Raw genomic sequence first — 16,951 nt, 5'->3', positions numbered from 1 at the left:
GAATTTTCAAAATAATAAACCCAACCAACAAGGTATTAGTTGCGTTATTTTGTCCTGTATTGGTGTTTGACAGCCGTTTCCGTTTAGAAACGAAATTGGTTATGGCAATTTACCGTGACGGTTGGATGACAGGAACGGATTTTTGCTGATAGTTGAATAGGGCTCCTTTCTATCAGATACTGACCGGGGGTCAAAATCTGGAGCGTAACTTCACCATCTCCATGTGATGCGATTTACCAATGTTGTCCGTGTCTATAAAAGGATTGGAGTATGGTTACGGGTCTACACTTTCTTCTAGCATCCAGCTATCTGCCAACCTGGGGACTTTCATCACCACACCCGGTCCATAAGAGAAACTGATGCTCGAGCTTAGACCGATAGCTGCGAAAGAGTGTTTATACCGGAATGTAAATCCGACTTCTGGATGAGGGTCGGTCCGTAAAATGTCCGTTTGAAGATTTAGTGAGAAGTTTGGGTATTTAGGTTCTACCTGTTTTCCATCTAGTTCCACTTCACCACCAATTCCATGCCGAGTATATTCGTCAATGGACGCTATAACATCAGGATTTCCTGGAACTTCTTCTTTTTTATACACACCATACCAAATATTATCTCTAGTACGATCCGGTGACGTCCAGTGGCTGTTATCCCACCCTAAGGAAAAACCGTCATTCATTGTATTCGCACTTTTTGTCCAACTCTTTTCACCCCAGTTCAAATCGGCAACACCTGTCGCTAGCCACCGGTCATCTTCTCTGTGTACCAAGCTGGCATAGACAGTTGAATCACCCTTGTCGTAATAATCAGCGGTTGTGTAACCACTTCTGGTGTTATTTCTTCTTTGGCTACTCGATATTGAATACTTTATATTATTATTTTCGAGGATTATGCGTGCTTTTTCCGTCTTGTTTTCCCGTAACAGGCGTGCAATCTCTTCGTCTAGGCCAACCTCTGCAGCGGGTATTTTTTCACCTTTTTTGCTTGCACTGGCTGTACCTACAACACTCATGGTTCCAAGACTACCTACTGTTTTTATCACTCTTCTTCTATTGACCATTATATCTCAAAATAACTATTACCAATATATATATATATATATATATATATTTAACTCTTTTACTTTTTAATAATTTGTTTAGATTACGTACTGATGTTTGGAGAGGGCACAAGTAGCCTGATCAGATGGGTACTGCGATTTTATTTTTGGCACCTGAATTCCGAACACCTGTTACTTATTGTGAGAAATTTTAGAAATCGAGCTATTTGATGGCTCGGGTCCTGTCGTGACTGGTCGAGAGTATCTCCTTGAGGTGGAGTCCTCGTCGGTACTGCTCACCGTCAAATCGGCGAGACGACTCAGAATCTCGTCGAACTCGTCGTAGAGGACGGAGAGCCGCTCGACCTTTTCGCGGGGATTCGCGTGGAACCGCCAGGGACTCCCGGTCTCGAAGTGAACGTCGGTTTGACTGACGAACGTGTGGCCAAGGTAGGTCGCGAACGTTCGCGGCCGGATGCCGAGCGCGTCGCAGTACGCGACGATCGATTCGGCGACCCGAATCGAGTATGGCGTCTCCTCGAGGAGCGCCGTTCGAACGCCGGCCTCGAAGCCGCCGAACGCGAATTCGGCGAGTTTCAGCGTGAAGAAGGCGGGATCAGTTACCGGATTCGATTCGGCGGTGGCGTACTCCCAGTCGATGACTCGCTCGATCGACCCGTCGGCGTCGACGAGGACGTTACCCGGGTGGTAATCCCCGTGCGCAGGGACGACGGGGTACTCGACCGGCTCGGCCACCGAGGGCGGGTCGACGTCGAATTCGACGGGCGAAAGCTCTCGGCGGACGGCTTCGGGGGATCGGGTTCGGCGCGGTCCGGCGTGGGCCAATTGTATCGTTCGAATCCAGCGAAGCCCTGTCTCGAGGACGTCGACGAACGCGTCCGGGTCCGGAGGGGACTCCCATCGGGTGGTAGTGTCCATGAGCGGTGTGCCCGGAGCCGGCGATTCCGAAAGCACCGGTCCGAGCGGCGACGACTCGAGTTCGGCGTCCGGGAGCGTTCCCGCAATCGTCCCGTCCGATTCGGTAAGCATCGAGAGAGTCGACGCCGCCCGCTCATTGTATCGGGCGTGTTGCGGTGCGTTCGGCACTTTTCGAACCCTCTCGACGCTGTTCTCTGCAAGCTCGAAAATAATCGATCTGTTCGCGCCGCGGCGTAGCACCCGCGTCGCGTCGGTTCCAGTCAGTGAGGGTGTGTCGGAGTCCGTCGCCGGATTCGTTCGACAGACGGCGACGTAACTTGGATAGGACTGCGCGACGACTCCGAGTTCGGAGGCAAGCGCCGCACCACGGCGAAGCAGGCGGGAGGCGGTCGTTTCCGCGGTAATCGTCTCCAGAACCCACTCGAGCGCGTCCGGGTCCTCGGCCGGCACCGCCCACCGATACTGCGATCCGCCGGGCAGCAATCCGATCAGGTCGACCTCCTCGAATCCGCAGGCTTCGAGCGCAGCGACGACTCGCGACGGAATCGATCGCCAGACGTCAGTCGGCGATCGGCGGTCTGCCGTCTCCGATCTTCCCCCGAGCCCGACGAGGTCGGTCACTCCGCTCGTTCGAGGCCATCCGTTGACTTCGGTAACGAGGGTCCCGCCGTCGGCAAGCGATGCGGTGAGTCGATCGATGTGGTCGACGAAATCCCGATCCGGTGGCCGCGACCCCGTCGTGACGATGGTGTCGAACGAGCGTCCGTCGATGGCCGTCTCGAGATCGTCGCCGGCGAGGGTTGCGACGTCGGACCCCTCGAGTTCCGGTCTCGACTCGAAGAGTCGGCGGCCGAGGGCCGAGGGCTGATAACTGGAGACGCTGTCGGCGAGAGCGCGCAATAGCGGCGTCGTCCGTCCCCAGCCTGGAGTGCAATCGAGACAGTGTCCGGAGATATCGTCGGCGACTAAGGCGTACCAACTGTCGTATCCGACACCAAAGAGGGACGTCAGCACCGATCTCGGTTCGGACGCTGTCTCGAACAGGGAACGGACTGCAGCGTGGCGCTCGTTTCGCTCGAACTGGTCGACGAACGACCGAACGGCTGCCCCATCAGAATCAGTATATACGGGATTCGGTTGCACATACTCGATACTGATTGTATTCAATTTTGATATGATCTCCATACCGGTACATAGCACTCTATAATGGAGCTGTTACCGCGATATTTGGCCGCTGATCTCCGGAGAACGAATGCCAGCATCTCCGCTCGAGGAGCCCAGCGAAGCCTCATCGTGTACTCGCTATGTAGAACGTTGGAGGTATCCGTCTCGAAAATGGGGTTACTGCTGGCGATTGATCAGGTAAGCATCGAGAGGGTTTTTCGGGGATCGACCAGCCCGCTCAGTGTGACGAGGACGCCCCAGATACCGACTCCGAGACCGATAACGCCGGCGAGAGCGACGATATTCGATACGTACGGGACGAGAAACAGCACTGCGATGCCCATACTCGCGGAAATCGCGGAGATGAGCGCAACGGACCGACCGATGCGAACGTAGTCGAACGCGATTTCGCGGTACATCACGACGACGTTGACGGTGGTGTAGATACCATACGTGACGACGGTCGCGAACGCCGCACCCGGAACGCCGAAGCGCGGTATCAGGAGGACGTTGAGGCCGGCGTTGGCGGCCGCAGTGAAACCCTTTGCCATCGCGCGGTCGGACGCCCGCCCGAGGTAGTCGAGGCTGTTGGTCGTCACATTCGTGATCGCCTGAAAGACCACGTAAATCGCCATCAACTGGAGGACCGGCACGGCCCCGGCGTAATCAGCACCGAACACCAGTCGGACGGCAGGATCGGCGACGAGGATCAGGCCGACGGCCGCAGGAATGTAGAGGAGGAGGATGTACTGCAGCGTCGACTCGTATATCCGAGCTGCCTCCTCGAGCGCACCGTTGGCTTTCTGCTCGCCGTACGTCGGTGAGACCGAAAAGCCAAGCGAGCCGGCGGGAACGAGAACGAACTCCGTTATCTGCTTGCTGAGGACGTAGTAACTCACCGCGAGCGGATTGAGGAAGAATCCGACCAGAACCGTATCGATACGCTTGTCGATGATGTTCGCACTGGTCGATGCGGTCAGCGGGATGCTGTACCGGAACATGCGATTGCGAAGGGATTTCTCCCCGCCGTCGTCCTCGTAGGTCGTGTAGAATCGCCGATAGAGGAGAATTAGTGCGATGATCGCGGCAAATGCCGCGCCGACCAGATAGCCGAGCATAGCGCCGACGACGCCGAGTCCGAGAACGGTCAGTGCGACGACAAATCCGACTCGCGTGACGTTGTTGGCCACGTTGACGATCGCGCTGAGCTCGACTCGATTGAACCCCTGAAAGAGCGTCTGGCCGTACGAATTCAGCGACTGGAAGACGAGATATCCGCCGCCGATCAGCAACAACGGCGCTGCCTCCGGGGTGTTGAGCAACGCGGCCACTTGCTCGTGGCCGACTATCATGGTGCTGGCGACGATCGCGATCAGTATCAGCCGATACCCGAGCGACGTCCGGAGGATGTACGGGACCCTCCCCTCGTCGGTTTCCTTGTATTCGGACACGTACCGAGCAGCCGACCGGGCGCTTCCGAGGTCGGTCACCATGCCTGCGACACCGAGAACAGCGATGACGAAGAAAAACAGCCCGTACTCGTCGGGGGTGAGCAAGAAGCGGGCCAGTAACAGCATCAACACTCCGTTGGCGACGTTCGTAACGAGTCGGGCACCCAGCGTCGCCTTGAATCCCTCGAGGATTCGCTCAGTGACCGGCATCGATAGATACCAACGCCGACCAGGTTGTCTGTCGAACAGTACCCGTGATCGTCGGTTTCGAGGTTGTCTGTCGAACAGCACTCGGGCCCGGCGATTTCGAGGTTGTCTGTCGAACAGCACTCGGGCCCGGCGATTTCGAGGTTGTCTGTCGAACAGTACCCGGAATCGTCGGTTTCGAGTTTATAACTCGAGCGCAGACTGGCGGACGGTCCTGTCGGCGACGACGGGAGAAGGCGTTCCTGATCACTGCGCAGACGGTCATCGACGGACGACATTGTTATCTCCGTCTTACTGCAGTCCGAATCCGTTGTCCGCATCGAAAGAGATTCGTAACCGATACATACGCGACCGTCGCGTTGTTGCTCGAATGCGGCAATCGAGAAACCTGAGCGGCTGCTGTCATCGGCCAAGCGGTGGGGATGAACGTCGTATCGATTTCCCGATGGCGACTGATTCGGTCTCCCCCTATCTGAACCGACCCGCGCCACGTCACGAAATGGTCGTCCTCGACCTCGGAGGCTGACGCCGATTTCGCCGTCGTACCGGATTCGGGATTTCGATCCGGCCTGGGACGTCGATGCTGCCTTTGGCACGTTCGCCGAGCTCGGGTCGTCGGTCGGACCACCGCCGACTCACGGTTTCGAACCGACCGTGTGATCGTCAGAACGGACATCTTCCGACTCGCAATCTGGTTCACCCTCCAGTGCGACGCTCTCTGCCGAAACCGCCGCCCTGAGCTGGACAGCGTTGTGGGGGACCTCGTCGACGGCGTCGCCCTCGAGCGGGACGGTCTCACCGGAACCGCCGTCCCAGTCCAGCACGGCCGCTATCGAGTCCGTCATCTCGGGCTCCGGTTCGACGCCTGCAGTTTCCGCCTCGACGTCAACGACGGTTCCGAGCGGTTCGCCGTCCGCGCTCTCGACTGTCTTGCCCACGTCATCGTCCGTGATAGTGGCGTCCATCGCCTCGAACGTGACGCTGACCCCGGAAGCAAATCCTGCCTGCACAAACGGGAACTCTCGGCACGGGCATGGCTGCCTGCACAAACGGGAACTCTCGGCACGGGCATGGCTGCCTGCACGAACCTGCACTATAGACCGAATCGGGATGGCTCTGTTCTCAGACCAACTCGAGGGCAGTCTCCAGGTCGGACTTGACGGCATCGACCTTGCTGCGGTCGTACAGTGCCGCTGCCGGGTGAAACGCCGGAACGACGGTCCGCCCCTCGTGCCCTCGCGGACCGTGTCCGTTCGAGGAATCCGAGGTGTGTGAGACGTCCCGTTCGAACACCCGGCCGTGTAAATCGGTGATGGTCTCGTCGGTCTCGAGGAGTTCGTCCGTCGCGAAACTCCCCAGCGGAACGAGCACCTTCGGATCGACGCGTTCGATCTCGGCCTCGAGAACCGGCCACCAGGCTTCGATCTCTTCGACGCGGGGATCGCGATTCTCGGGTGGCCGCACCTTGACGAGGTTCGTAATGTACAGGTCCGTCCGGTCGAAGCCGATCTCCTCGAGCGCCCGATCCAGTTGGTCCCCGGCCTGGCCGACGAACGGTTCGCCCTGGTTCACCTCCTGCTTACCCGGGGCCTCGCCGACGAGCATCACGTCCGCGGACAGCGGCCCGACGCCAGGGACGAACCGGTCGCGGTCGAACTGGTCGTCCGGTACCGCCTCGAGCGCGTCTGCAAATTCCACGTCGAATTTCCAGTCGCTGGTGGGCTGGTCGGTCATCGACCGGGATTACGCCGGTGCCGACAAACACCTTTTTGTCGGCCTCGAGTGGACAGTCGGCCGCACTGACTCGTCTCGGCTGGTTTCGCCGAGACGACGATGTGCTCACACTGATCTCGTCGCAGAATCTGTCTGCACTGTGGGGGTCGATACTCGAGGTCGCAAGGCGTGTACAGCGTGTTCGCGGATCGCGGTCCGGCCCATATCGACCGTCGCCGCTCCGGGGAAGACTGCGCTGAAAAAAGCCCGTCATCCGACGTTATCGACCGTGTACTCTGGAATCCAGGGCGGCATCGATCGATCCTTCGACCAGGCGAACAGGTGTCGTTTTTCGTTCGCGTAGTAGTATCGGTAGGCATCGATGTAGTCGTCAGCCGTCCACTCTCCCGTTACCTGTGGCGGGTCGTCGCGACCCTCGGCCGGCCACTCGAGATCGCGAACGACCGCTTCGTCTACGGAACGGACGGTCGCCCAGCAGCCGTGTCGTTCCGCCGGATCGTGATCCCACCGGTAGCGCCACTCGTCGTGAGCCGCGTCGGTGTAGTCGCGCAGGTACCGCCAGTTGGCGGCCGACCGCGCCGCCCACCGGGTCAGCGGATGGTCGGAATGGGTGAAGTACAGAGCGTCGGATTCCGGATACCCGTTTAGCTGCGCGGCGGTCGTCAACACCATCGAACATTCGAAGACGCTACTGGATACGTGTCGATCGACGAGCCACCGCGCCGCCCGATCGAGGTCGCGGTCGAGCCAGAAGGCGTTGACCATTCGATCGGGCCTTCAGTCTGCTGGAAGGTAGGTCCCATACCGGCGATTGCCGATCGGGCCGACGTATGCAACTCACAGCGGAGGATGAGAAAACGGCTCTCCAACAGCGGGCGAAGCGTTCAGAGTATCGTCAGAAACCCAGCCGTCTGGAGCCCGAAGCCGAGCAGGATGAGGCCGACTCCCACACCAGTTACGAATTGAACGACGTTGTTCCGTACGACGCTCGATTCGGTTCCTTTGCTGATTCGAAACTGGGCGTTTCCCTCTGGAGCCCCAACGGTCGCGGTGACACCTGTTCCCCACTCGTCGGGGACGCTCTCGAGGACGCCGCCAGTGACGTGAACTGGATCTCCCGGTTCCAGTCGAGCTTCACGATACTTCGTGCTGTCGTCCCCGGGGTCCCAGGTATCGAGTGCACCGTCGAATTCGCCGGTCGTCTCGTCGAGCGTCTCGAGCCGATCACGGACCTCCTCCGGCAAGGAGTCCTCGGGTTCGACTGTCAGAGCCGTTGTCCCCATGTGACCGGTTACGTCGAATTCCCCGCCGACAGGGTCGAGTTCGACGCGGGTCCCGCCGTCTTCCACGGCGAACGATCGTTTGATCTCGTCGTGTTCGGCCAGTAGCCACGTCTGTCTGGTATTTCGCTGTCGTTCCGGTTTCTGGACCCCGCCGACGTCTAGTCCCTCGGCGTCCGTTCTGTGTTGGCCCTCCGTCTCCATCCACACCTCACAGTAGAGGGCCTCCTCGCCGGAGAATGGCGCTTCGACTGCTCCCTCATCCACCAGCGGTTCGGCACGTCCCTGGAATTCGACGGGACCATCAGTGGTGGAAATACGTCGCAATGGAATAGCGTCGCTTTGGTACACCGAGATAGCCGTCGTCAACCGGCGGAAACCGGCGATGACGAGCAACCCGCCGAAGGCAGACACGAGGAGACCGCCGGGAACGGACATTCATCTCCCCCCGTTCGTTTCTCGTTCTGTGTGTCCGATACCGGTGCCCTGGAACTCGTCGTCAGGAGACTGGCCGCCGGGATGATACGCGCACCAATCTACGAAATGGGTGACTCCAACTGAGGCTCGCACTCGTTGCTGATCTACCCAAGCAGTTGTCATACCCGCCTGATGCCACGTGATTGTCATTATACTACTGGCCGGAACGTGCACACGGCAGGCACGGGCCGACTACTACGAGACGGTTCGGATCACTGATGAGTTATCCGACTTCTTGCAGTACTTCCCGATCGACGAATCTGCTCCTGATTTTCTCGCCCTGACCGACGCGGAGGTGACGTCGTCTTCGAACGGCGACCCGTATGCGCCGGCGAGAAAACAGACCGAAATCCTTCGAACGGCGGACAGACTCCAATTCTTCCTTCTGTCCATCGACTTCGGCGGGACCAAGATGATCACCGAACAGGTCACTCAACACGGACTCGAGGTCGAGACGGTCGTTACACCGACTCTCGAGGCGACGATCGAATCGGACCAATACGCATCGCTCATCAGAGAGAAGATGGAGACGGGCCGGTCCACGATGTTCGTTTCCCAGCAACGCCTTCCGTTTTACCTCGGTCTTGCATATGATGGTCGAGTTCAGATCGGCGTCGAAGACGACGAAGGGATCCCACGATCGCTCCTCGAAACGAGCGACGAAACTGTCAGAGAGTGGGTCGAAGGCGTCTATCGAACGTACCGAGAATCCGTCCGACGAAAATCACTCGAGGAATTTTGATACCCCGTGGGCCACCCAGTGTGTGGCATGGACAATTCCCGCGGAATAGGCTTCACCAGGACGGCTCTCGATCAAAACTTTCCCGGGCGTTTTACGACCGCTCGCGCATCCTCTGTTTTTCTGTGCTCCACGCACCGATGTCGATGAGTTTCTCGCTCTGGACGTGTTTTCCGAGAAATCCGTCGAACGTCTTCTCCTCCCGTTCCAAACGCGTTACCAGCTTCGTCGTATCAGTCAAACTTCGGATGAACATGCTATGTCGAGACACGCTGCGGACAGCGTATACAGGTGACGACATCGACCATTGGTGTGACAAAGCGATTCCGGCCGCCGAAAAGAGACGGTGAGCTAACGCGCGATAGCTGTTTTACTCGTTGCCGAACATCTGGCGCATCATCGGGTGCATTTCCATCATCTGCTCCTCGGCAATCTCCTCGTACAGTTTGTACGTAATGGAGACGGCAAGCAGCAGTCCGGTCCCACTGACACCGCCGATGGTACCGAGCATGTTCGCCCAGACGGCAAGCAGGCCGACCAGCGCGCCGCCGATGACGGTCACCTGCGGAATATAGCGTTCCATGACCTTCTCGATGACGCCGACGTTCTGACGGAAACCGGGTATCTGCATCCCCGAATTCTGGATCTGCTGGGCCGTCGATTCCGGACCCATGTCCGTCGTCTCGACCCAGAAGATGGCGAAGATCGCGCCACCGACGACCATGAACGTAACGTCGATCCCGATCCGGATCAACACTTGCCACGCGTCCTGTGAGACGTTTGCCGTCCACCAGGTCCAGTCCGAACGCGAATAGATCGGAGCGACGTAGTAGAAGAACCCGCTGATGGGCTGTCCGTTCGAGTACACGCCAAGCCACGAGAGTTCGCGGCCGAGCACTGTAATCGCTCCACCCGGAGATTGACCGGTCGAACTGAGGATCTGTCCGAGGAACTGAACGTTCGCCTGCACTGCGCGAACGAGGATCATCGGGAGGACGCTCGCGTAGATGAGCTTCACGGGGAAGCGACCGCGTGCGCCTTTGACCCGGGCGTGGCTCAGCGGAATCTCGACCCGGACCGACTCCGCGTAGACGACGATGCCGAATATCAACAGCGTCGTCAGCAGTGGGATGATGTGTCCTTGATTTAATAGCAGGTTCTGGAGCCCCTCGCCGGAGACTATCGAGCCAATCTCTACCTTGCCGGTGAGGATGCGATACCAGTCAAAGAAGAACCCGCCGCTCGTTGGCTGGATAAATCCGGTAACCAGGCTCTGGCTCACGCCGGCGATGATGAACAGGCCGATCCCGCTGCCGACGCCCCACTTGCTGACGACTTCGTCCATGTACAGAATGAGGATGCCGCCGACGAAGATCTGGGCGAACATCAACACCTGGACCTGCGTTTGCCCGAGGATGAGTCCGCCGAGTTGAAGTTGACTCTGGGCTGGCAGGAAGCCGCCGGCGAACACCATCGGCAACCCGGTCAGGATCACCATCAGGACGACCAGTAGCTTCTGGAGGCCCTGATAGAGAACCTGGTCGCGCGGATCGTCCGTGTCGAGGCCGAGGAGGTTTGCCCCCCCGAGCAACTGCAAGACGATGCTCGCGGTGACGATCGGTCCGATACCGACCTGCAACACTGTCCCCTGGCCCCCGGCAAGGATCGCACGGAACTGGCCGAAGAGGTCTTCTGACTGGCCGGTTTGCAAACCGAGCAGCGAGACGTTCGTCAGGAAAAAGTACAACATGAGGATGCCCGCCGTCCACATCAGCTTTCGCTTGAAGGGAACGTGCCCCTCCGGACGGCGCACTGCTGGCATCCGCGTCAAGACCGGTTCAGCGGCTTCCTTCCATCCCATATGTTATTCCTCGTCCTGTTCTGCGTCGGCTTCGGCGTCCTCGTCTTCGGCCGCCCGCTCCTCGCCGCGTTCGGAGAGGACCGCCTCGCCGCCCGCTTCTTCGAGTTTCTCGCGGGCTGCATCGGAGAAGGCGTCCGCGGTGACGGTCAGCTGGTTGCGGACCTGACCCGATCCGAGGACCTTGACGACGTCGGCCTCGTGGCCGTCCTCGACGATGTCTCGAGCGTCGAGTTCGTAGCCGTCATCGGTCTCCGTTGCGAGGTCGTCCGCGACGTAGAGGATCGCATCCTCGTCTAACTTCTGAACGTCGATCTCTGCGACTTCCTCGCGGATGTCGTGCGGTCGCTTGAAGCCGTGTTTGCCTTTCGGTTCGTAGTTGTGGAACTCGTGCTTGCTGCGTCCTGCACGGCCGCGGCCACCGCGGTGGCCCGCACCGCGTCGGTTCTTGTGAGAACCGCCGCTGTGGGTGCGCGATCCGCGCTGGCGTCGTTTTTTGCTCGTCATGGTTATCGCATCGATTCTAGGAGGTCGTTAATCTCCCCTGTTGTATGTTTTCCGAGTTGGCCGCCTTCGATTGTTGGCTTTTTGATACCCTCGTGACCGCCTCGCGGTGGGTGAAGTCGAAGTGTTGGTGACAGTCCCTCGTCACGAAGTGTCGTCTCTTCGTCGACGAGCGCTTCGGCCAGTTCTCCGAAGTCGTCGTACTCGGTGTTCTCGACGAGCCACTCCTCGTTGACGTCGGATTGGTTGCCCTCGAGGGGCTCTGCGCGCTTTTCGAGGAGCGTCTCGAGGACGTCCGTGCTCGGCTCGCCGTGGGCGACGTAGTCGTTGACCTTCGCGATCATTCCCTCGTACGCGTCGGTTTCGGGAACGAGCGTGCAGTGGTTGACGCTGTGGACGTTGAGCATCGACAGGGTGTCTTCGACGTCTTCCTGTCGGTTCACTTCGCCGCGAACCTGGACGATGGCCTTCATTGATCGGCCACCTCAGGTTCCTCTCGGCCGCCACGGTTCCGTCGCGGCTGTCGCGACTGGGAAGCGTTCTCGAGCGCGTTGAACGTCGCTTTCGCGAGGTTGACCGTCGTTCGAGTGTTTCCGTGGCTCTTGGTCCAGGCGTTTTCGATGCCGGCCAGTTCGAGGACGGCGCGGACGGTGTCGCTCGCGGCCAGACCGAGTCCTTCGGGGGCCGGGATGACCTCGACCTCGACGGAGCCGGCCTTGCCGGTCGTCCGTCGAGTCAGCGAGTGGGGCCGGTCCGAGCGGTCCTCCCAGGATCCCGAGCCGCGGGGAACCTGGATCATGTTCAGTTTCGCGATACCGATCGCCTTCTGGATAGCAGACCCGACCTGGTCATCTCGACCCTCGGCGTAGCCGACGAACCCATCGCGGTTGCCGACGGTGACGACGCAGCGGAACTTCACGCGTCGTCCGGAGTCGGTCATTCGCTGGACCATGTTGATGTCCAGCACCTCGTCTTCCAGCCCCGGAAGGAGCTGGTCGACGAGTTCGGGTTCTTTCAGTGGGAGGCCAGAGTTGAGGGCGGTCTCCATGTCGTCGATCTCGCCCTCCTGGACCTGCCGGCCGAGACGGGTGACGGGCTGCCAGCCGTCGTCGTTGTAGTTGTTTCCACTCATTCGAGAATCGCCTCTCGTACGTCGTCGAAGTGTTCGGGCAGTTCAGTTGCGTCGAAGTCACCGCTGTACAGCGGTTCATCGAGTTGTTCGGCGTACTCGGCGATGTGTTCGCCGCGTGTACGCGACCAGTCCGCCAGCACGCTATCGTTGTGCGGAATCTCGAGACCGGCGTCGATCGCTCCCTCCTGTACCGCGAACACTTTGTTCCCGGGTGTCGCCGTATTGAGGCCGATGTCGAGAACTGCCTCCTCGAGACCGGCGTCGACAGCCCGCGTGCCGGCCAGCAGGCCGGTCAGGTAGGCCGCGGAAATGTTACTCGTGGGAGCGTCCCAGCCGTACTCTTCGAGATCGCTCGAGTGTGCACTCGCAAGCGTCTCGTCTCCCTGAGGTCCGGGAGTGATCAGCTGCGCCGTAGTGTGCTTGTTGCTCTTGCGAGCAACGAGGCGGGGCTTGCCCGATTTCAGCAGGCGCAACCTCTGATGGTAGTCCGTTCGGACCTCACGGCGACGCCGCATCGGTACTTTGTATCGTGGTCCTGTCGCCATTATTGGTTACCGTAGTTGTCGTCGATGTAGTTCAACAGGTACCGGACGCTTCGGAACTCCCCGCCGCCAGCCTTCTTGTAGAGCTCGCGGTACTGCGTGGGCGTCAGTTCGCCCTTGTCGCGGAGTTCGCGCAGCTTCCGGCGCTGTGCGCGAATCTTGTTCTGCCACTCGTCTTTCTCGTTTTTGCGTGCGCCTTTCTTGCCGCGGCGCTTTCCGTGGCCGTTCTGGTGGCCGTAGGAGCGCTTTTCGTTGCGCTCGCGTGCACGACCCCGGGAATTGCCGCTGGGATCGTCGGCCTGAATGCGACCCTCGTCGACGAGTTCGCGGATTTCGTCTCGAGTGATCGCCTCGGCGATGTCGCCTTGCGCGTCGGGATCGAGCCAGACGCGATTCTTCCCGACGTCGAGGACGTCGGCAGCCAGTCGCTTCTGTGCTGAGAGATCAGTCATTTGATTCCACCTCGACTTCTTCGTAGGTCGGGTTCAGGACGCGGACGCCCTGTTCTTCGGCTTCCTCCTCGATCCGTTCGCGCTTTCGCGCGCCGACCGCAGAAGCGATTCGAACCGCCTCACGGTCGCTGTCGACGCCCTCGAGGTCGTCTACGTTCTCGACGTACACTTCCTCGAAGCCGCTTGGGTGTTTGCCTCGGACGGCCTCCGGCGTGCGGTAGCCGGCCTGAACTTTCGGGCCCTTGCCCTTGACGCCGCGGCGCTGTTTGGACAGTTGGCCGCGCGGTCGACGCCAGGATTCCGGCGTCCGCTTTTTCTTGTGGTAATCCTGCCGATTGAACTGCGGGTTGCCCTCGCTCTGCCGGCGGCTGAGCAGTCGCTGCTCGTCCTCGGAGAGGTCGGGTGTCTTCTCGGTAAGTCCGCGGGCCTGCAGTTCCGTCTCGACGTCTTCGGCTGGCTCTTCTTCCTCGACGCCCTCGTCTTCGATTTCGGCTTCGGTCTCTTCGCTAACCTCGAGGTCGCCGACGTCCGCTTTGATACGCGCTGCGAGCGCGTTCCCGATGCCTTCGGCATCGGCCAGTTCGGATTGATCGGCTTCTTTGACGTCTTCGATGGACTCGAAACCGGCCTCGCGGAGCGCGTCGGCCTTGCTCTCCCCGACACCGCTTATTTCCTCGAGTTCCTGCGGTTCGTCCGCAGCCGTCTCCTCGTCGTTCGGTCGTTCGTCGTCTGCCATCTATTAGACACCTCCCTTGGCGGGTTTGTTGGTGATGTAGACCCCGTCCTGGAAGATTCGGGTGTCCTTGCCGCTGACTTTCGTCAGTTGCTCGATATCGGCTGCCGTCTGTCCGACGTGTTCCTTGTCGGGGCCGGACAGGACGAGCTGTTCGTCGTCGACGGCAACCTCGGTCTCACCGTGGATAGTCGTTCGTCGCGCTGCCTTTTCGCCGAGGAAGTTTTCGATGACGACCTCGTCGCCTTCCACGCGGACTTGCATCGGGAAGTGAGAGTAGAAGACTTCCATCTCGTACTCCCAGCCTTCGGTCACGCCGTGGACGGCGTTCTGGATGTGGCTCTCGAAGGTACCGACGGTCGCGTTCGTCTTCGCGTCCTCGGAACCGCTTTCGATGACCACCTGCTCGTCGTCGGCTTCGACGGTCACGTCGGGGTACCAGAGGCGGCGTGAGACGCTACCTTCCGGGCCCTCGACGGTCACGTCGAACCGATCGACCTCGACGGATACGTTTTCGGGAATTTCCAGTTCGACTCGCATTGTTAGTAGACGTACGCGATCACCTGGCCCCCAATACCCTGTTCGCGCGCCTCGTAGTGGCTCATAATGCCACTGCTCGTCGTGACGACGAGGGCACCGAAGTCTCGAGCGGGGAGATACCGTTTCTCCCACTTCTCGAAGTCCTCAGAACCGACGGCGTAGCGGGGCTTGATGGGGCCGCACTCGTTGATCGCTCCTTTCAATTCGACCTCGAACTGACCGGCTTTCCCGTCGTCGACGTACTCGAAGCCGTCGATGTACCCGCGGTCGTAGAAGACCTCGAGTACGCTGCCGATTTCGTTCGAGGCGGGCGTTACCTCGTGGGTAAGATGACCCACGCTCTCGGCGTTGTCGAGTCCCGAGAGCGCGTTGCTGAGTGGATCGTTTCCGGTCATGTTATCGATACTTCTTGAATCCCATGTCGCGGGCAATCTCGCGGAAGCACTGCCGGCAGAGGTTGATGTCGTATTTTCCAACGAGCCCCTGCTCGCGGCCGCAGCGCTGGCAGGACTCGATCTGTCCCGTTCGCTTCGCCGCGTGCTCGCCCGTGCGGTCGTTATCTGGTTCTGTTTCGCTCTCACTCATCGTCTGCGCCCTCCACGCTGACGTCGAAGTTCGCCTCGAGGAACGCGATTGCGTCCTCGGGGGTCAGTCTGTGGTTCGACGGGATCGATCGGGTGGCCTTGTCGCGCTTGGCGATGCGGTAGCCGGGACGCACTAGGTTGACAGTGACGTCCAATCCGTAGATCCCGACGTTCGGGTCGTACTCCTGGCTGGGGAAGTCGGTGTGTTCCTCGACACCGAAGCTGAAGTTCCCCGTGTCGTCGAACTGCGCCGACGAAACGTCCGAAAGCGGCAGCGCTGTCTCGAGGAACTGGTGGGCGTCGTCGCCGCGAAGGGTGACCTTCGTGCCGATCGGATCGCCCTGGCGGATGCCGAAGTCGGGTTCGGTCCGTTTGGCCTGGGTCCGAACGCTATCCTGCCCGGTGACCTCCTGGATGATGTCCTCGGCCTTGCCGAGTTCGCGACCACCCTGGCCGACGCCCATGTGGACGACGACTTTCTCGACGCGCGGTTCGCGCATTTCGTGGAACTCGCCGGCTTCAGCTTCGCTCATTCGTCATCACCCGTGAAGTTCTCGTCGATGACGACGACGTACTCTTCGATGGTCTCGAAGCCGCCGTCCTCCATCGAGACGCCGACGGTGTTGGATCCGCTTCCGGGCGTCACGTCGATCGCGTCGATCTCGCCGATCTTGCCGCCGTGATTGCCGCGAACGGCCGTCACGAGCGCGCCCTCTTCGTAGGGGAAGTGGGCGACGACCGACTTGTCGTCGTTGTCGATGACGATCGAGTCCTTCGTGTTGTAATCGTCGTCGGTAATGACGGTCGTCCCGTCGTGCAGCGTCAGCTGGGTGTCGCCACCCGAAACCTGCTGTTTCCCCTCGATCTTGCCGAGGCGGCTCTGGGCCGAATCCTCGTCTATCTCGGTCAGCGCGAGCCGACCGCCTTCGTCGGGGAAGACGCGGTAGTACTCCTCGCGGTCCGGGAACGCGACGATGTCGAACATGCCGATCGGGCGCTGTTCGTCGTTGATGGCGTCCCCGTTGACGAGGATCGCATCCTCCGACAGGGCGTATCGCGCTTCCTTCCGTGAGTCCACGTAGCCGAGGACGTCCCGCAGGAGGACGACGAGCGGAACCCCGTCTTCGCCGTGCGGGCCGGCATCGGCCTTGACCGTAAAGGTCTCGGTCTTTCGCTCGACCGGCCAGGACTTCGGTACCGATAGTCGTTTCTGGTGTTTCGTCATTCACTATCACCTTCGAGACGCGCCTCGCGACGCTCGTCCTCGAGATCGAGCTCCGTGATTCGGACGTTCGACGGGTCGAGCGGCCGTGGCACTTCCTCGCCGTCGGCCGTCTCAACGGTGACGTCCTCGACGTGAATCGTCCCGTCTTCGAGGATCGCACGGAGGACCTCGCCATCGTCGCCGGCGTGGTCGCCGCGCATGACCTCGACGGTGTCGCCCGCGTTGACGCGGGTGCGACGTGTGTCGTACTCCTCGCGAAGCTCGTCGGACAGCGTCGCGTGCAGCTGCTTCTGTCGCTCGTGCAGCGGGGCACGCTCCGTTTGCGTTCGCTGTTTGTGTGGTTGCTTGCTCATA

21 protein-coding genes are annotated in these 16,951 nt (G+C 60.1%); 1 reads left to right on the top strand and 20 read right to left on the bottom strand.

The features are described 5' to 3' along the window. Nucleotides 1-274 precede the first annotated feature (274 nt). The 7 genes from HYG82_RS29075 to HYG82_RS29045 all read right to left on the bottom strand — a co-directional run bounded on the left by HYG82_RS29075 (nt 275) and on the right by HYG82_RS29045 (nt 8,249). A complete protein-coding gene (locus HYG82_RS29075; protein ID WP_179260566.1) occupies nt 275-1,057 on the bottom strand; it encodes a hypothetical protein in 783 nt (260 codons plus the stop codon). A 171-nt stretch (nt 1,058-1,228) separates the two neighbouring features. After that, nucleotides 1,229-3,118 carry a phosphotransferase gene (locus tag HYG82_RS29070; RefSeq protein ID WP_179260565.1) on the bottom strand — a complete coding sequence of 630 codons (1,890 nt, stop codon included), beginning with the start codon at nt 3,116-3,118 and terminating at the stop codon, nt 1,229-1,231. A 215-nt stretch (nt 3,119-3,333) separates the two neighbouring features. Beyond that, on the bottom strand, nt 3,334-4,800 hold the full coding sequence (locus HYG82_RS29065) for a flippase (protein WP_179260564.1): 1,467 nt from the start codon (nt 4,798-4,800) through the stop codon (nt 3,334-3,336). A 632-nt stretch (nt 4,801-5,432) separates the two neighbouring features. Further along, nucleotides 5,433-5,807 carry a hypothetical protein gene (locus HYG82_RS29060; protein WP_179260563.1) on the bottom strand — a complete coding sequence of 125 codons (375 nt, stop codon included), beginning with the start codon at nt 5,805-5,807 and terminating at the stop codon, nt 5,433-5,435. Nucleotides 5,808-5,919: 112 nt separating this feature from the next. Then, entirely contained in the window at nt 5,920-6,531 is a 612-nt protein-coding gene (locus HYG82_RS29055) for a uracil-DNA glycosylase (protein ID WP_179260562.1), read from the bottom strand. A gap of 249 nt (nt 6,532-6,780) precedes the next feature. Beyond that, a complete protein-coding gene (locus HYG82_RS29050) occupies nt 6,781-7,296 on the bottom strand; it encodes a hypothetical protein (protein ID WP_179260561.1) in 516 nt (171 codons plus the stop codon). A gap of 119 nt (nt 7,297-7,415) precedes the next feature. Next, nucleotides 7,416-8,249: a hypothetical protein gene (locus HYG82_RS29045; protein WP_179260560.1), complete on the bottom strand. Its 834-nt coding sequence runs from the start codon at nt 8,247-8,249 to the stop codon at nt 7,416-7,418. 178 nt (nt 8,250-8,427) lie between these two features. Between HYG82_RS29045 and HYG82_RS29040 the strand changes: the two genes are divergently transcribed. Continuing rightward, complete coding sequence (locus tag HYG82_RS29040; RefSeq protein WP_179260559.1) at nt 8,428-9,030, top strand: transcriptional regulator FilR1 domain-containing protein; 603 nt, start codon at nt 8,428-8,430, stop codon at nt 9,028-9,030. 367 nt (nt 9,031-9,397) lie between these two features. On the opposite strand, the gene secY is transcribed toward HYG82_RS29040, so the two are convergent. The 13 genes from secY to rplX are packed head-to-tail and all read right to left on the bottom strand — an operon-like array spanning nt 9,398 to nt 16,950. Beyond that, nucleotides 9,398-10,888, bottom strand: coding sequence for a preprotein translocase subunit SecY (gene secY, locus HYG82_RS29035; protein ID WP_179260558.1), 1,491 nt, complete (start codon nt 10,886-10,888; stop codon nt 9,398-9,400). Between the two features lie 3 nt (nt 10,889-10,891). Further along, nucleotides 10,892-11,392, bottom strand: a complete 501-nt coding sequence (locus HYG82_RS29030; protein ID WP_179260557.1) for an uL15m family ribosomal protein — start codon at nt 11,390-11,392, stop codon at nt 10,892-10,894. A gap of 2 nt (nt 11,393-11,394) precedes the next feature. Beyond that, nucleotides 11,395-11,862 (bottom strand): 50S ribosomal protein L30, encoded by a 468-nt coding sequence (locus HYG82_RS29025; protein WP_179260556.1) that lies wholly within the window; start codon nt 11,860-11,862, stop codon nt 11,395-11,397. Continuing rightward, on the bottom strand, nt 11,859-12,521 hold the full coding sequence (locus tag HYG82_RS29020; RefSeq protein ID WP_179260555.1) for a 30S ribosomal protein S5: 663 nt from the start codon (nt 12,519-12,521) through the stop codon (nt 11,859-11,861). The genes HYG82_RS29025 and HYG82_RS29020 overlap by 4 nt, the downstream gene beginning before the upstream one ends. After that, complete coding sequence (locus tag HYG82_RS29015) at nt 12,518-13,066, bottom strand: 50S ribosomal protein L18 (protein WP_179260554.1); 549 nt, start codon at nt 13,064-13,066, stop codon at nt 12,518-12,520. The genes HYG82_RS29020 and HYG82_RS29015 overlap by 4 nt, the downstream gene beginning before the upstream one ends. Beyond that, complete coding sequence (locus tag HYG82_RS29010) at nt 13,066-13,515, bottom strand: 50S ribosomal protein L19e (protein ID WP_179260553.1); 450 nt, start codon at nt 13,513-13,515, stop codon at nt 13,066-13,068. The genes HYG82_RS29015 and HYG82_RS29010 overlap by 1 nt, the downstream gene beginning before the upstream one ends. After that, entirely contained in the window at nt 13,508-14,251 is a 744-nt protein-coding gene (locus tag HYG82_RS29005; RefSeq protein WP_179260552.1) for a 50S ribosomal protein L32e, read from the bottom strand. Before HYG82_RS29005 ends, HYG82_RS29010 begins: the two co-directional genes overlap by 8 nt. Nucleotides 14,252-14,254: 3 nt before the next feature. Continuing rightward, nucleotides 14,255-14,788 (bottom strand): 50S ribosomal protein L6, encoded by a 534-nt coding sequence (locus HYG82_RS29000; protein WP_179260551.1) that lies wholly within the window; start codon nt 14,786-14,788, stop codon nt 14,255-14,257. Between the two features lie 2 nt (nt 14,789-14,790). Then, nucleotides 14,791-15,183, bottom strand: a complete 393-nt coding sequence (locus HYG82_RS28995; protein ID WP_097378332.1) for a 30S ribosomal protein S8 — start codon at nt 15,181-15,183, stop codon at nt 14,791-14,793. Between the two features lies 1 nt (nt 15,184). Next, the gene (locus tag HYG82_RS28990) at nt 15,185-15,373 is read right to left on the bottom strand and encodes a 30S ribosomal protein S14 (protein ID WP_179260550.1); all 189 of its coding nucleotides are present in this window, start codon (nt 15,371-15,373) and stop codon (nt 15,185-15,187) included. After that, nucleotides 15,366-15,905 (bottom strand): 50S ribosomal protein L5, encoded by a 540-nt coding sequence (locus HYG82_RS28985; RefSeq protein ID WP_179260549.1) that lies wholly within the window; start codon nt 15,903-15,905, stop codon nt 15,366-15,368. The genes HYG82_RS28990 and HYG82_RS28985 overlap by 8 nt, the downstream gene beginning before the upstream one ends. Further along, nucleotides 15,902-16,597, bottom strand: coding sequence for a 30S ribosomal protein S4e (locus HYG82_RS28980; RefSeq protein WP_179260548.1), 696 nt, complete (start codon nt 16,595-16,597; stop codon nt 15,902-15,904). Before HYG82_RS28980 ends, HYG82_RS28985 begins: the two co-directional genes overlap by 4 nt. Continuing rightward, complete coding sequence (gene rplX / locus HYG82_RS28975) at nt 16,594-16,950, bottom strand: 50S ribosomal protein L24 (RefSeq protein ID WP_179260547.1); 357 nt, start codon at nt 16,948-16,950, stop codon at nt 16,594-16,596. The genes HYG82_RS28980 and rplX overlap by 4 nt, the downstream gene beginning before the upstream one ends. Between the last annotated feature and the right edge of the window lies 1 nt (nt 16,951).

The sequence above is a fragment of the Natrinema halophilum genome (assembly GCF_013402815.2).
Lineage (GTDB): Archaea > Halobacteriota > Halobacteria > Halobacteriales > Natrialbaceae > Natrinema > Natrinema halophilum.
The sequence above is the reverse complement of the archived record's forward strand: the minus strand, read 5'-3'. Positions and strand labels throughout refer to the sequence as shown.